We start from the raw sequence: 13215 nt of genomic DNA on the forward strand, positions 1-13215 counted from the left end.
GGCTCACTCGCGGCAGGCAGCCACAAACGCGGCCAGGATCGCCTCGAGCTGGCCGGGCGCGGCCGCCCGGGTCTGGCCGTCCTCGGGGTGCCACTGCACCGCCAGGAGCCATGGCGTCACACCTTCGGAGCCGGTGCTATCACTCGGATCCGCCAGCTCCACTGCCTCGACGACCCCGTCCGGCGCTGTCGCGGCGACGCGCAGCCCGTCGCCGACGCGCGCTACGGCCTGGTGGTGTCCGGAAACGACCCGGGCAGTGGGCCCAAGAATCTCGGCCAGCCGCGTGCCCGGCTCCATGGAGACGTCGTGGAGGACCATGGGCCCCTTCGGATCGTCGTGGTTGAGGTGGATACCAGCTGCGCCGCTGGGCGCTGTCCGCGGGAGGTCCTCGTGCAGTGTGCCGCCCAGGGCCACGTTGATGATCTGGAGGCCCCGGCAGATTCCGAGGACTGGCATGTCCGATGCGAGGGCGTCCCGCACGAGGCGAGCTTCGGCGTCGTCGGAAGCCCGGTCCACTCCCGAAACGGTGGGGTGTGCCGCATCGCCGTCGTACACCGCCGGGTCTACATCGCCGCCGCCCATGATCACTACGCCGTCGAACTGGGCATTCAATGACACGGCGTCCGGGAGATCGCCCGCCGCTGCGTCGAGGACCATGGGCTCGGCGCCTGCCTCTCGCAGGCCGGTCGCCGCATTGGCGGTGAGCGTGGCCAGCTCGGAGTGGAACCAGGGCTCGTGCGACGGCGCGGTGATCGCCCACGTGACGGCGATGCGCGGGGCCCCGCCGCTCATGCGTCTGTGGCGTGCCGTGGATACAGCGGGTTGTGACCCGCGGCAACCCGCTCACCCTCAACCGGCGGACCGGGCGGGGTGCCGTCGCCGAAGGGACGCCCGCCGAGACTCTCCCGGCCGTGCGGCGTGAGCCAGTTCGAAAGGTCCGGGCCGTCCGGGACGATCCCCGTGGGATTGATGTCCTCGTGCACGATGTAGTAATGCTGCTTGATCTGCACGAAGTCGATCGTGTCGCCGAATCCCGGCGTCTGGAACAGGTCCCGCGCGTAGCCCCACAGCGCGGGCATCTCTGTGAGCTTGTTCCGGTTGCACTTGAAGTGCCCGTGGTAGACGGGGTCGAAGCGCGCGAGCGTGGTGAAGAGGCGGACGTCCGCCTCGGTGATGGTGTCCCCGACGAGGTAGCGCTGACGGCTGAGGCGGTCCTCGAGCCAGTCCATGGCCTCCCACAGTCTGGCGTAGGCGCGGTCGTAGGAATTCTGGGATCCCGCGAAGCCGCAGCGGTAGACGCCGTTGTTGACGTCCTTGAAGACGCGCTCGTTCACCTCGTCGATCTCCGCGCGGAGCGGCTCGGGGTAGAGGTCCGGGGCGCCCTCGCGGTGGAAGTCAATCCACTCGAGTTCGAAGTCGATGGTGATCTGGGGGTAGTTGTTGGTCACAACGGCGCCGCTGGCCACCTCGACGATGGCCGGCACCGTAATGCCGCGCGGGTAGTCGGGGAAACGCTGGAAGTAGGCCTCCTGGAGGCGTTCGATGCCGAGGACCGGGTCGCGGCCGTCCGGATCGAGGTCGAAAGTCCATGACCGCACGTCGTGCGTGGGACCTGGCAGCCCGAGCGACATCGCATTCTCAAGCCCGAGCAGCCGCCGGACGATGACCGTCCGGTTGGCCCACGGGCAGGCTCGCGCCGCGACCAGCCGATAGCGGCCGGCCTCGGCTGGCCATGCCTTCGCCCCCTCGGGCTCGGGGGTCCCGGGCGGGAACGTGCCGTCCCGCGTGATGCGGTCCTCGATGTAGTTCGTGTCCCGAGTGAACTCCTCGCCCGTGTGGACATAGGCGCCTTTGGTGCTGAATCCGCTGCTGTCAGCCATACGGCCAGCCTAACCCGGGGCTCCGACACCGCGGCAGGCGGTGGCAGGCGGTGGACCCAATCAGCCGATCGTGGCCGGCGTCGCCTCCCGCTCCGCGACCCGGCGGCCTGCCCGCGCGGTCCGTTGAGCAGCGCGGCCCTGGAGATAGCGGGCGAAGTGCGAGATGAGGATGTTGGTGACCACGTACACGACGGCGATGACGAGGAAGGTCTGGATCAGGTGGCCCGTGTACGCGGTGAGGTTGTTCGACGTCTTCATCAGCTCCGGATAGCTCACGGCGTAGCCGAGCGTGGTGTCCTTCAGGAGCACCACGAGCTGGGCGACCATGGAGGGGACCACGATTCGGACGGCCTGCGGCAGCACCACGAACCGGGTGGCCTGCGAGTGCTGGAGCCCGATGCTCAGAGCCGCCTCGACCTGCCCCGCCGGAAGCGCCACGATGCCGGCCCGGAAAATCTCCGCCATCACCGCCGAGCTGCACAGCACGATGGGGATGACGAGCTTCCAGAAGATATCGGGGTTGATGCCGTAGGTGGGCAGCCCGCTCACGAAGATGTAGACGACGAGCAGGAGCGGCACCGAACGGAAGAACTCGATGTAGGCGACGGCGGGAATGCGGAGCCACGCTCGCCGCGAGGTGCGCGCCAAGGCCATGAGGAGTGCGGTCGGGATCGCGAAGAGCGCAGACATGGCCGCCGCGAGGGCCGTGTTGCCCAAGCCCGCGAGGAGGAACTGGATGTAGGGCCACTGGGTGAATTCCGCCCAACGCTCCGCGGCCAGCTGCCCGGCCTGGCCAAAGCGCAGGACAACGAGGATGATGACGGCGGCAATCGCGAGGATGCTCAGGGCAGTCACCATCCGGATGATGCGCCTCCCGCGGGGGCCAGCCGCGTCGAAGATGTGTTCCTGGGTGCTCACCGCTGGACCCTCCACCGCTTCTCGAGCCGCGCCCCTACGCCGCCGGCGAGGAGCGAGATGATGACATAGGCGAACGCGACGATGATGTACGCCGTGAGGCCGAGCGCGGCCTGGTTGTTGATCTCGGAGACCTGCAGCGTGAGGTCCTTGACGCCGATCACCCCGGCGAGCGAGGAGCTCAGGAGGATGCCGATGAACACGTTCACGAGCGGCTGCACGACGCTTCGGTAGGCCTGTGGGAACAGGACGTGCCGGAGCACCCCGAAGAAGTCAAGGCCGATGGAGCGCGCGGCCTCGATCTGCCCCACGGCGACCGCGTTGATGCCGGTGCGGATGGCCTCGCACGTGAACGCTCCCCCGAGCAGGGTCATGGACAGCGCCGCGCACGTGAAGAGGTCGAAGGTCAGGCCGATGTCCGGCAGTCCGAACGTGATGACGACCAGGAGGCTGATCAACGGGATGTTGACGAACAGCTCGACGTACAGCCGCCCGACCGCCCTCAGCGGCACGATCGGGCTGATGCGGAACGCAGCCATGAGCGTGCCCAGCACGAGCGAGCCCACGAAGCCGACTGCCGTGAGCCTGACCGTCATCCACAGGCCGTCGAGCAGTTCGGGGAGGTAGGTGGTGAACAGCTCCTCCATGGCGTGGGTCAGGAGGCGATGGCCGGCGGCTTGGGCGGATCTGTCTTGACGACCTGCCCCACCGTGGCCTTCCAGAGCGCCGCCCACGAGCCGTCCGCCTCGATGGACTTGAGCCACGTGTTGACGAACGCGAGCGCGTCGCTGCCCTTGTGCAGGCCGATCCCATACGGGTCCGCGTTGCCGAAGGGGTCGCCGACGATCTTGACGTCCTTGTTCTTGGCCACATTCGAGAGCAGGATCGACTGGTCGATCACGTAGGCGTCCACGCGGCCCTGCTGGACGGCTGCGAGGCACTTCGGGTTGTCGTCGAAGGTCTGCACATTCGCCTTCGGCGCGTACTTCTGCAGAAGGGCAACGCCGGTGCTGGCCCCCTGTGTGGCGACGTTCTTGCCAGCGAGGTCATCGACGGAGTTGATGTTCGAGTTCGTCGACTTCACCAGGATCGCGGACTTCGACTCGTAGTACGGCCCGGCGAAATCGACCTTCTGCTGGCGCGCGGGCGTTATCGAGTAGGTCGCAATGATGAGGTCCACGGACTGGTTCTGCAGGAGCGTCTCGCGGGTGTCCACCGTGACCTGGCTGAGGTTCTCCTTGGGCTGCCCCGTGATGTACTTCGCGAGGAGCTGAGAGATGCCGGCGTCGAAGCCCGCCACCTTCCCGGTGGCCGGGTCCCGCAGTGAGAAGAGCGACGACGTGTCCGTGCCGCCGCGGTTGATCGACCCGCGGGCCTTGATGGCCTTGGCCCACTCGTTCCCGTCCACGAGCGAGGCATCCGCGACAGCACCCTTGGACAGGACGGCGTCAAACGCCGCGAGGTCGATCGCCGAGCCTGAGCCCGAGCCGGGGCTCCCCCCGGAACTCGCCGAGCCTGAGGATGCCGGGAGCGAAGGACTGCTCGAGCACGCGGCGAGCGCTCCAGCACTGAGGGTCCCAAGGCTTAGGCCGAGGAGCCTCCTCCTGCTGAGCTGGAGCCCAGCCGTTTCGATCCGATCCATGGCAGTACCTCCATGACGTCTGGCCCGTCAATGCGGGCCACCAGTGGTGGGCCTAAACCCCTGTCGGTCTCCGGGGCGCCAGTCTAAGCACGCTTTCCGCCATGGTGTAGGCACGACGCGGAAAGGCGCGGAAAATGGAATCCGCCGCCGCGTCTGCGCCTACACGTCTGGACCCGCGACGACGGGGCACGTTCGAGAACCTGAAACCCCTGTGAATGCGAGGACCTGGACGTGGAAACGACTGAACCGGCGGTCTCGGATGAGACCATGGGGTGGATTACCCGCCTGATCGAAATCGACACCACAAGCCGTGGCAGCAACCTTCCGCTCATTGACGTCGTCGCGGCCGAGGTGCGCCGCAGCGGCGTCGAACCCGTCCTCGTGCCGAACACAGACGGCAGCAAGGCCAACCTCGTTGCCACCTTCCCCGCCTCGGACGGCTCAGTGCACGGTGGCATCATCCTGTCGGGCCACACCGACGTGGTCCCCGTGGACGGGCAGGAGTGGTCGAGCGAGCCGTTCGCACCCGAGGTCCGCGACGGCCGCCTCTACGGACGCGGGGCCTGCGACATGAAGGCGTTTGTGGGAGCGGTCGTGGCCCGGATCCCCGAGATCGCCGCCCAGCCCCTGCGCGAACCGCTCCATCTGGCCTTCTCGTATGACGAGGAGATCGGCTGCCTCGGTGCGGAGGATCTCGTCAAGGACATGGTGGGCCGGGGCCTGCGGCCGCGTGCGTGCATCGTCGGGGAACCCACGAGCATGCGGGTGATCCGTGGGCACAAGTCGATCAACCTCGTGCGCCTGGACTTCCGGGGCGTCGCGGCGCATTCCTCCCGCACACCGTACGGCGTCAACGCGATCGAGTACGCCTCAGCGTTCGCCCGGTTCGTGCGCGGCATCGCCGATGAATTCAGGGAGCAGGGCCCGCACGACGACGCCTTCGACGTCCCGTTCACAACCTGCACGGTGAACCTCATCGAGGGGGGCATCGCCGTCAACACCATCCCTGCCGAGTGCAGCCTGCAGTTCGAGTTCCGCACCATCGGTGGCGTTGACAGCCGTTCGCTGCTCGGCCGCTTCCAGTCCGAGCTGGACCGGATCGAGGCCCAGATGAAGGCGGAGAACCCCGCTGCAGGCATCGATGTCACGGTCGTCGCAGCGGCGCCCGGCCTCGACACCGGGAAGGACGCCGACGTGGTGCGGCTCGCTGCCGAGTGGGGCGGTGAGCCGAGCCCTGAGAAGGTGGCCTACGGTACCGAGGCCGGCCTCTTCGACCAGGGCGGGATCCCCACCGTGGTCTGCGGCCCGGGGGACATCGCCCAAGCTCACTCCCCCGACGAATTCGTGGAGCTCGCGCAGATTGCCAAGTGCGAGGAGTTCCTCGACAGCGTCATCGCCCACGTCCGCGGCTGAACGGACAGCACCCTCGGTCTGATCCTGACGTTCGCCACGTTCGCCATTTCCTACCTGATCCGACCGCCCGGCGGCCCTCGTGGCCCAAGGGAGGGTGACGAACGTTGACGACCACCGCATCGGCAGCACAATCGAGGCCCTCTCGGTCGTCGCGGCTGCCAGACCCATTTCCCCGCAACGTCCGCGTGGAACCGTACGTCCCGAGGCAGCCGTCGCGACGCTCGACGCCGATTCCTCCTATCGCTCGACCGCCGGCCGCGCGTGCGGCAGGGCGGATCCACCGAATTCGCGTCTCGACGGCTCCGGGGATGATTGCCAATGCTAGTCGCCGTCGAGTACCCTCCTGTCGCCAAGCACTGACTCCTGTGCTTCTCGAGAGGCATGCCGGAATCGACACCCCTGCTGGTACGGAAGCCCATCACGACGACGATCCGGAAAGCAGGGCGCATGCGGTCTCGGCGCGTCTTCAGCCTCTCCTGCTTCAGCGCCTTCGTGGTCGCCACGATGGCGCTCCCGGTGGTCCGCCCAGATCTGTCCCTGCGGCGAAATCAAATCAGTGACCTGCTGGTGGGCGACTGGTCCAAAGCCGCTATCGCTGCCTTCCTCATCCTGGCGGCCGGCGTGGCACTGCTGGGCCAGACCTGCTGGCGCCTCGGACGCCGGCCGACGTCGTCGGTGCTGTTTCTCTACGCGGTTGCGACCGCGGTCGCGGGCCTGACAACGCCAACCTCGGTTAACCACAACGTCGCGGCGCTCACCGCGTTCCTGGCCGGCCCCATCGCCGTGGCAACAGCCACCTGGCTTTCGCGGCGAGCACGCATCGTATTGACCATCGCCTTGATCGGCTCGTTCGCCCTCTGGCCTCTGGGGATCGGCCTGGGCGAACGCGTCACGGTCTACGGCGAGATCCTCTTCTTCGCCTTCCTGTCCGCGACGGCCGAGCACATGCCCGCGCCGCCGCAGTGACCCGCGAGGAGCCGCATGGACAGGACTGCACCGGCCCGCATCGAGCCTGATCGACCAGAGGTGTCAGACCGCAGGGTGATACTCGGTTTCATGGAGCCCCGCTGGCCGCTAGCGTGGGACCCGGACCACACCATCAACGGCGAGGACGTGACCATGAACTCCACCATCCCCGATCTCGGCAGCTACCAGACCCTCGAACTGGACCTCGCGGACGGCGTTTTGACGCTCACCGTGAACCGGCCGGAGGCCCTCAACGCGCTCTCACAGCAGGTGGTCGCGGACCTGTGGAAGGCATTCACAGCGATCCAGGACTCGTGCACGCACGACGCCGGGTGGCCGGTTCGGGGGGTCATCGTCACCGGGGCGGGGGGCAAGGCCTTCGTGGCGGGCGCCGACATCCGGGAGATGTCCTCGATGGACCCGGAGGCCGCCTCGGGGTACGGCCGCTCGATGCACGCCGTGACCCTGCTCATCGAGAAGCTCCCCGTGCCGGTCATCGCCGCGGTGGACGGCTTCGCGCTCGGCGGCGGCTGCGAATTCGCCCTGGCCTGCGACTTCATCTATGCCTCGGAGGCGGCCCAGTTCGGGCAGCCGGAGGTGAATCTGGGCCTCGTGCCGGGGTTCGGCGGCTCCGTACGCCTCCCGCAGCGCGTAGGACTCGGTCCCGCACGCGAGCTCATCTACACGGGCCGGCGGATCGACGCGGCGGCGGCCCTGCGCCTCGGCCTCGTGAACCGGGTCCTGCCAACCCGGGAGGCGCTCTTCGACGCGGCACGCGCCACCCTGGGTGAGATCGCCGGGAAGGCCCCGGCCGCCGTCGGACTCGCGAAGCAGTCGATCACCGGGGCGACTGGCCGCAGCACCGCAAAAGGCCTCGAGGTCGAGGCGGAGGCCTTCCGCGAGGCCTTCACAACCGAGGACATGCGCGAGGGCACCACGGCGTTCCTCGAGAAGCGAAAGGCAGTGTTCGCGGGGAAGTAGGCCTAACGTTGAGGATTCAAGCGACACAAGGCTGACGGCAAGCCCGACCACAGCAAATCGACAGGCTCCCTCGGGAGAGTGGAACACATGACGGCCACTCTCCCCTCTCCGCAGCCACCCACCCCGGCGCTCCCTGCGGTGACCCCGCGAGAAGCCCTCGCCCGGGAACTCGAGGCGCGCGGGCGGCGTCGTCTGCGCGGAGCCGACGTGCTCACGGTCGCGGCGTGGAGCTCGGCCGCCGCAGCCGCCGCGCTCTACCTTGCGGACGGTGCGGCCGGGCAGTTCGGTACCGTGCCCCAGGCGCTCACCGCGATCGGGATCGTCGCCGGGCTTATCGGCACCGACCTTGTGCTCGTGATGCTGCTGCTAGCGGCGCGCCTGCCGTGGGTCGACCGCGCGATAGGGCACGACCGCGCCATGGCCGTCCACGGCACCCTCGGCAAGCCCGCGCTGTACCTGCTCCTGGCCCACATGGCCTTCCTCCTCCTCGGCTACGGCGCATCCGAGGGCCTCAACCCGGTCGCCGAGGGCGTGGCCCTGTGGAATCTCGTGCCGGACATGTGGCTCGCGTTCATCTCGATGGCAGTGTTCATTGCGGTCGGGGTGACCTCGCTCGTCGCCGTGCGGCGCAGGATGCCATACGAGTTCTGGCACGTGATCCACCTCCTCACCTATGCCGCTGTACTCACCGGCCTGCCCCATCAGTTCAGCGTCGGCGGGCTGTTCGCCGAGGGCCATTGGCAGCGGCTCTACTGGGAAGCCTCCTACTGGGGTGTGGTCGTGACTCTGGCCTGGTTCCGCGTCATCACGCCGCTGGTCCGGACGTGGCGTCACCAGCTCACGGTGACCCGCGTGGTCGAGGAGGCCCCCGGCGTCGCGAGCATCGAGATGAGCGGCCTGCGCCTGGCCGAGCTCACGGGCGAGGGCGGCCGGTTCTTCATCTGGCGGTTCCTGGCCCCCGGCCTGTGGTGGCATGCCCATCCTTTCAGCCTCTCGGCGGATCCTGGTGGCAACGCCGTAAAGCACGGCCTCAGGATCACCGTCCGCGGCCTCGGCAGCGGCAGCGCCGCCCTCAGGAGGATGCGCCCGGACACGAAGGTGGCCATCGCTGGCCCGTACGGCAACTTCACCCACTCGTCCCGCACGCGTCCGGGTCTGGTGCTCGTCGGCTCGGGCATCGGCATCACCCCGATCCGCGCACTGCTCGAGCGGGCCGAATTCGCCCCCGGGGACGCGACCGTGATCCTGAGGGCCGGGGCACAGGACAGGCTGTACCTGCGCGAAGAGATCGCCGGGCTGTGCCGAGCCCGCGGAGCCGTGCTGTACGAGCTTGTGGGGCACCGGGCGCGGGCCTCCGCCTGGCTCCCCAGCCATCAGTCCGGCCTGCACCTGACCGACTACCTCCCGCCCGGGGCTCCCCCGCTCGCCGACTCCGACCTCTACGTCTGCGGCCCCCGCAACTGGTCCGATGCGGTACTTGCCGACGCCAAGGCCGCCGGCGCCCGCGACGCCCAGCTCCATCGCGAAAGGTTCGACTGGTGAGAACACGAGCAGCCATCTCCGCCTCCCTCGCCTCGCTGGGCATCCTTGCCGTCGGCTGGCAGGCGGGAGCCAACGCCCTCCAGGCCCAGGCAACCGGGGCACCCGAGAGGACCGCGGGAACCGGAGCCGCGGGAACCGGCACCGCGGGCGCTGGCACGGGAAGCACGACGCCGAGCGGCGCCTCGGGTGCGTCCGGCGCCTCGGGCCAGGCCGCCACCGGCGCACAGGCCAGGGCCCAGAGCACCTTTGCCGGTCAGTCCGTCTCGACCCGCTTCGGCACCGTCCAAGTCCAGATCACGGTCCAGAACGGCAAGATCACCGAGGTGACCGCACTCCATCTGACCGATGCCGAGCGGCGGTCGCAGATGATCAGCGCCCAGGCGGCCCCGATCCTGCGCTCCGAAGTGCTCCAAGCGCAGTCGGCCAACGTCCACACGGTCAGCGGCGCCACCGTTACCTCCGATGCCTATCTCACGTCCCTTCAAGCGGCCCTCGATGCTGCCCACCTCTGAAACACGCGCCCCCGCCCTGCGCGCCCGGACCTTCCTCTGCATGGGCACGGTCGTGAGCCTGACGGTGCCTGTGCCGCACGGTTCCGACGAGGCCGGAACGGCTGGTCACCGGCTCGACACCGCAGTCTCCGTCGTCGAGGATCAATTCGGGGCGCTCGAGGCGCAGTTCAGCCTGTTCGTCCCTGCCTCGGAGGCGAGCCGGATCGTGCGCGGTGAGCTCTCCCTGACGCAGGCGAGCCCCCTCATGCAGGAGATGTACAACGATGCGGTCGGCTGGCGGCACCGCACTGACGGCGCATTCACCCCCGAGCGGCCCGACGGCGCGCTCGATCTCAGCGGGCTCGTCAAGGGGTACGCGATCGCCGAGGCAGGGAGGTCCCTCGCGGCCTCGGGGCTGCACGACTGGTGCCTCAATGCCGGTGGCGACGTTCTCGTCTCCGGCTCGCCGGCGGCGTCGGGCTCCTCGGCCCCCGCATGGCTCGCAGGCATTGTGGACCCCGCAGACCGCAGGACGCTGGTGGGCGCGTATCCCCTCGGAGGCGCAGCAGCCCATCGACTGGCCCTCGCGACGTCCGGCTCGGCCGAGCGCGGCGACCACATCTGGACCGTCGGCATGCGCGGTGGTCCCGGCCGTGCGGGCGGTGCAGCCCGGCCCGAGTTCGTCCAAGTGAGCGTGGCGGCCGAGGACATCGTCACCGCGGACGTGCTCGCCACCGCAATCGTGGCTGGCGGCCGCGCCACTCTTGATGCCGTCACCTCGCGCTGGGACGTGGAGGTGCTGGCCATGGCGCACGACGGCGCGCTGCTCGCCACGCCGGGATTCCGCGCCCCGAGCGCGGTGCAGCTTCCCTGCGCGGCGATGCGCCCCTAGGCCAACACGCCCTCGGCCCTGGCCAGGAAGGAGTCCGCCTCCACCTCGGGCGAGAGCTCCTGGGCGCTACGTGGGAAGGCGCCCTCCGAGCAGCCGCGTGGCCTGTTCCGCCGCCTCCACGAGGTGATCCACCCACAAGCGGCACTTCTCCGGAGTGACGCGCAACGACGGCCCGCTCACGCTCAGCGCGCCTACGAGGTCACCCATCGAGTCGAAGACCGGGGCGGCGAGCCCAGTGGCGCCCTCGTCACGCTCGTCGGAGGTGACCGAGTAGCCCTCGCGGCGCGTCTGCTCGACATCGCCGCGCAGCCGGGCCGGATCGGTGATCGTGTGCTCCGTGAGCCGCTCGAGCCGGGACGAGAGGGCGGCCCGCTCCGCCCGCGGGTCCCAGGCCATGAGGACCCTGCCCGCCGAGCCGGCATGCAGGGGCAGGATCTTGCCGACGTGCATCTCGCGGCGGAGCGCATGGCGGGTCTCCGCCATCGCGACGCACACCCGCACCTCTCCCTCGAGGCGGAACAGCGCCGCGGTCTCGCCGGTCTCGTCGCGGAGGTCCTCGAGCACGGGCTTGATGATCTCGAGCTCGTCGAGGCCCCGGGTGGCAGGGGCGGCCCAGTAGGCGAGCTTCACACCGACACGGACCCTGTCCCCCTCCCGGTCCAGGAACTCCTCGGCCACGAGATTGGCAACGAGCCGCTGCACGGTCGAGGTGGGGTAGCCCGTCACGGCATGGATTTCCGAGAGCGTTAGCGCCGGGCGGGACAGCGAGAAGGCGTCGAGAATTCCCCGGATCTTCCCAAGCACGAGCAGGGGCTTCACTCCAGGAGACAGGTCACGCCCTCCCTCACGGCGCCCTGGCGGAGCCTGGACCTCGCTGTCCTCCCAGTCCTGGTCTGATGCGCTCATGGAAGCCCTTCGTGCAAAGCGTGACGGCGGATGTGGCGAGTCTATCGTCGAGGGCGAGAAGGCCTCAGGCGGCGCCTCGCGTCCCATGCCACAGAGGCCTTGAGACAGGGCGAGGCGCGGATCAGAGGCGGGTGGGCTGCGGATACTTGGGGCTCAGCCCGTCGCCCGAGGAGCGGCCCGTGACGCGCCGCACCATCCACGGCCACGCGTATTCCCGCGTCCAGGCTGCATTGGCCCGGAACCGCTCGATGCGGCTCAGCTTCGGCAGCGGTACAGCCTCGGGGACCTCGGCGAGGCCCTCGTGCTCGAGCAGCTCGAGCACGCGGTTGGCCATCGTCGCATGGCCCAACGCGGACATGTGCATACGGTCCACGTCCCACATGCGCCAGTCCTGGAACTCGTGGAACCGCCAGTAGTCCACGATTGGTGTCCCGCGGCGGTCGGCGATCCAGCGGACCTGTTCGTTGTAGATGGCCGTGCGGCCCCGCATCGCGCCGAAGACCTTGGACGAGCCCGCGTCGAAGCCGGTGAAGAGCAGCACCCGGGCTCCCGAGTCAGCGAGCCGTCCCACCGCGACGTCGTATTCCTCCATGAGGGCGTCGATGTCCACCTTCGGCCGGAGAATGTCATTCGCCCCCGCGTACATCGTCACGAGGGTGGGACGCAGCGCGAGAGCGGGCTCGATCTGCTCGGCGAGGATCTGGCGGATCTTGCGCCCTCGGATCGCGAGGTTCGCGTACCCGAGATCCGGATCGGCCCGCTGGAGCTGCTCGGCCACCCGGTCCGCCCAGCCGCGCACGCCGTTGGGGCGCGACGGGTCGGCGTCGCCCACGCCCTCGGTGAAGGAATCGCCGAGGGCCACGAAGCGGGAGGTGAAGGACTCGCTCACGGTGCCTCCCCGCCGTCGTGCGCTGCCGTACCCAGAAGGCGCTGGCGAGAGGGGTCGCGGAAGATCCAGCTCTCGTCCTGCAGGCGCCCCACGATCTTCTCCCCGATGGCGGAGAGCCGCGCCACATCCTCCGGACCGAGGGCATCGAAGACGAGCTGCCGCACTCGCTCCACGTGCTCCGGGGCGAGGTCCACGATCGTCTCCCAGCCGGCGTCGGTGAGATGCGCGGTGGTGACGCGGGCGTCGTCGGGCGAGGGCTGGCGGTCAATCCAGCCGCGCGCCTGGAGCTTCGTCACCACGTGCGAGAGCCGCGAGAGCGACGCCGACGTCCGGGACGCGAGCTCCTTCATCGGCAGCATGCGGCCCTCGGCCTCCGAGAGCATCGCAAGCACGTTGTAGTCGAACAGGGACAGCTTGTTCAGCTGCGTCAGGTGCGCGTCCAGCGCGGCAGGCAGCAGGGTGTTCACGCTCAGCAGGGCAAGCCAGGCGCGGCGTTCCTGGGCACTGAGCCAGCGGGGTTCAGTCACGGATACCAAGCATAGGCTGTCCGGATGCCATCGGTTCGCCGACCTGCACGGTGCCCATGGATGCAGTCGACGCCAACCGCAAGGGGCACCACCCGGCGGCACCCCGGCGTCGAGTCGCTCCTCGCCTAGCAGCCCGGATCGTCCTAGCCTGTCCCCGACGGTCTCCACGCA

At 69.0% G+C, this 13215-nt stretch carries 14 protein-coding genes; 6 read left to right on the plus strand and 8 right to left on the minus strand.

Annotated elements, in window-relative coordinates:
* Positions 1–3: 3 nt before the first annotated feature.
* From LF262_RS07635 to LF262_RS07655, 5 genes are read right to left on the minus strand one after another with little or no spacing between them, the layout of a single operon-like run.
* Entirely contained in the window at positions 4–792 is a 789-nt protein-coding gene (locus LF262_RS07635) for a gamma-glutamyl-gamma-aminobutyrate hydrolase family protein (protein WP_235779704.1), read from the minus strand.
* Positions 789–1880 (minus strand): glutathione S-transferase family protein, encoded by a 1092-nt coding sequence (locus LF262_RS07640; protein WP_235779705.1) that lies wholly within the window; start codon positions 1878–1880, stop codon positions 789–791. The genes LF262_RS07635 and LF262_RS07640 overlap by 4 nt, the downstream gene beginning before the upstream one ends.
* Before the next feature lie 60 nt (positions 1881–1940).
* Positions 1941–2798 carry an amino acid ABC transporter permease gene (locus tag LF262_RS07645; RefSeq protein ID WP_235779706.1) on the minus strand — a complete coding sequence of 286 codons (858 nt, stop codon included), beginning with the start codon at positions 2796–2798 and terminating at the stop codon, positions 1941–1943.
* Positions 2795–3442 (minus strand): amino acid ABC transporter permease, encoded by a 648-nt coding sequence (locus LF262_RS07650; RefSeq protein ID WP_235779707.1) that lies wholly within the window; start codon positions 3440–3442, stop codon positions 2795–2797. Before LF262_RS07650 ends, LF262_RS07645 begins: the two co-directional genes overlap by 4 nt.
* An 8-nt stretch (positions 3443–3450) precedes the next feature.
* On the minus strand, positions 3451–4437 hold the full coding sequence (locus LF262_RS07655; RefSeq protein ID WP_235779708.1) for a glutamate ABC transporter substrate-binding protein: 987 nt from the start codon (positions 4435–4437) through the stop codon (positions 3451–3453).
* Positions 4438–4668: 231 nt separating this feature from the next.
* Here LF262_RS07655 and argE point away from each other — a divergent pair, with 231 nt between their 5' ends.
* From argE to LF262_RS07685, 6 genes are all read left to right on the plus strand, one after another.
* Positions 4669–5850, plus strand: a complete 1182-nt coding sequence (gene argE, locus LF262_RS07660; protein WP_235779709.1) for an acetylornithine deacetylase — start codon at positions 4669–4671, stop codon at positions 5848–5850.
* 492 nt (positions 5851–6342) lie between these two features.
* Positions 6343–6816: a DUF998 domain-containing protein gene (locus tag LF262_RS07665; RefSeq protein ID WP_235779710.1), complete on the plus strand. Its 474-nt coding sequence runs from the start codon at positions 6343–6345 to the stop codon at positions 6814–6816.
* Positions 6817–6906: 90 nt separating this feature from the next.
* Positions 6907–7797, plus strand: a complete 891-nt coding sequence (locus tag LF262_RS07670) for an enoyl-CoA hydratase/isomerase family protein (RefSeq protein WP_235779711.1) — start codon at positions 6907–6909, stop codon at positions 7795–7797.
* Between the two features lie 87 nt (positions 7798–7884).
* Positions 7885–9339 carry a ferredoxin reductase family protein gene (locus LF262_RS07675; protein WP_235779712.1) on the plus strand — a complete coding sequence of 485 codons (1455 nt, stop codon included), beginning with the start codon at positions 7885–7887 and terminating at the stop codon, positions 9337–9339.
* The gene (locus LF262_RS07680; protein WP_235779713.1) at positions 9336–9851 is read left to right on the plus strand and encodes an FMN-binding protein; all 516 of its coding nucleotides are present in this window, start codon (positions 9336–9338) and stop codon (positions 9849–9851) included. The genes LF262_RS07675 and LF262_RS07680 overlap by 4 nt, the downstream gene beginning before the upstream one ends.
* Before the next feature lie 40 nt (positions 9852–9891).
* Positions 9892–10722 (plus strand): FAD:protein FMN transferase, encoded by an 831-nt coding sequence (locus LF262_RS07685; RefSeq protein WP_235779714.1) that lies wholly within the window; start codon positions 9892–9894, stop codon positions 10720–10722.
* A 66-nt stretch (positions 10723–10788) separates the two neighbouring features.
* Here LF262_RS07685 and LF262_RS07690 read toward each other — a convergent pair whose 3' ends face one another.
* The 3 genes from LF262_RS07690 to LF262_RS07700 form a co-directional block, all read right to left on the minus strand.
* The gene (locus LF262_RS07690; RefSeq protein ID WP_235779715.1) at positions 10789–11628 is read right to left on the minus strand and encodes an IclR family transcriptional regulator; all 840 of its coding nucleotides are present in this window, start codon (positions 11626–11628) and stop codon (positions 10789–10791) included.
* A gap of 121 nt (positions 11629–11749) precedes the next feature.
* Positions 11750–12517 (minus strand): SGNH/GDSL hydrolase family protein, encoded by a 768-nt coding sequence (locus LF262_RS07695; RefSeq protein ID WP_235779716.1) that lies wholly within the window; start codon positions 12515–12517, stop codon positions 11750–11752.
* Positions 12514–13044 carry a MarR family winged helix-turn-helix transcriptional regulator gene (locus LF262_RS07700; protein WP_235779717.1) on the minus strand — a complete coding sequence of 177 codons (531 nt, stop codon included), beginning with the start codon at positions 13042–13044 and terminating at the stop codon, positions 12514–12516. The genes LF262_RS07695 and LF262_RS07700 overlap by 4 nt, the downstream gene beginning before the upstream one ends.
* Positions 13045–13215: the final 171 nt, after the last annotated feature.

The sequence above is a fragment of the Sinomonas notoginsengisoli genome (assembly GCF_021554725.1).
Classification (GTDB): domain Bacteria; phylum Actinomycetota; class Actinomycetes; order Actinomycetales; family Micrococcaceae; genus Sinomonas; species Sinomonas notoginsengisoli.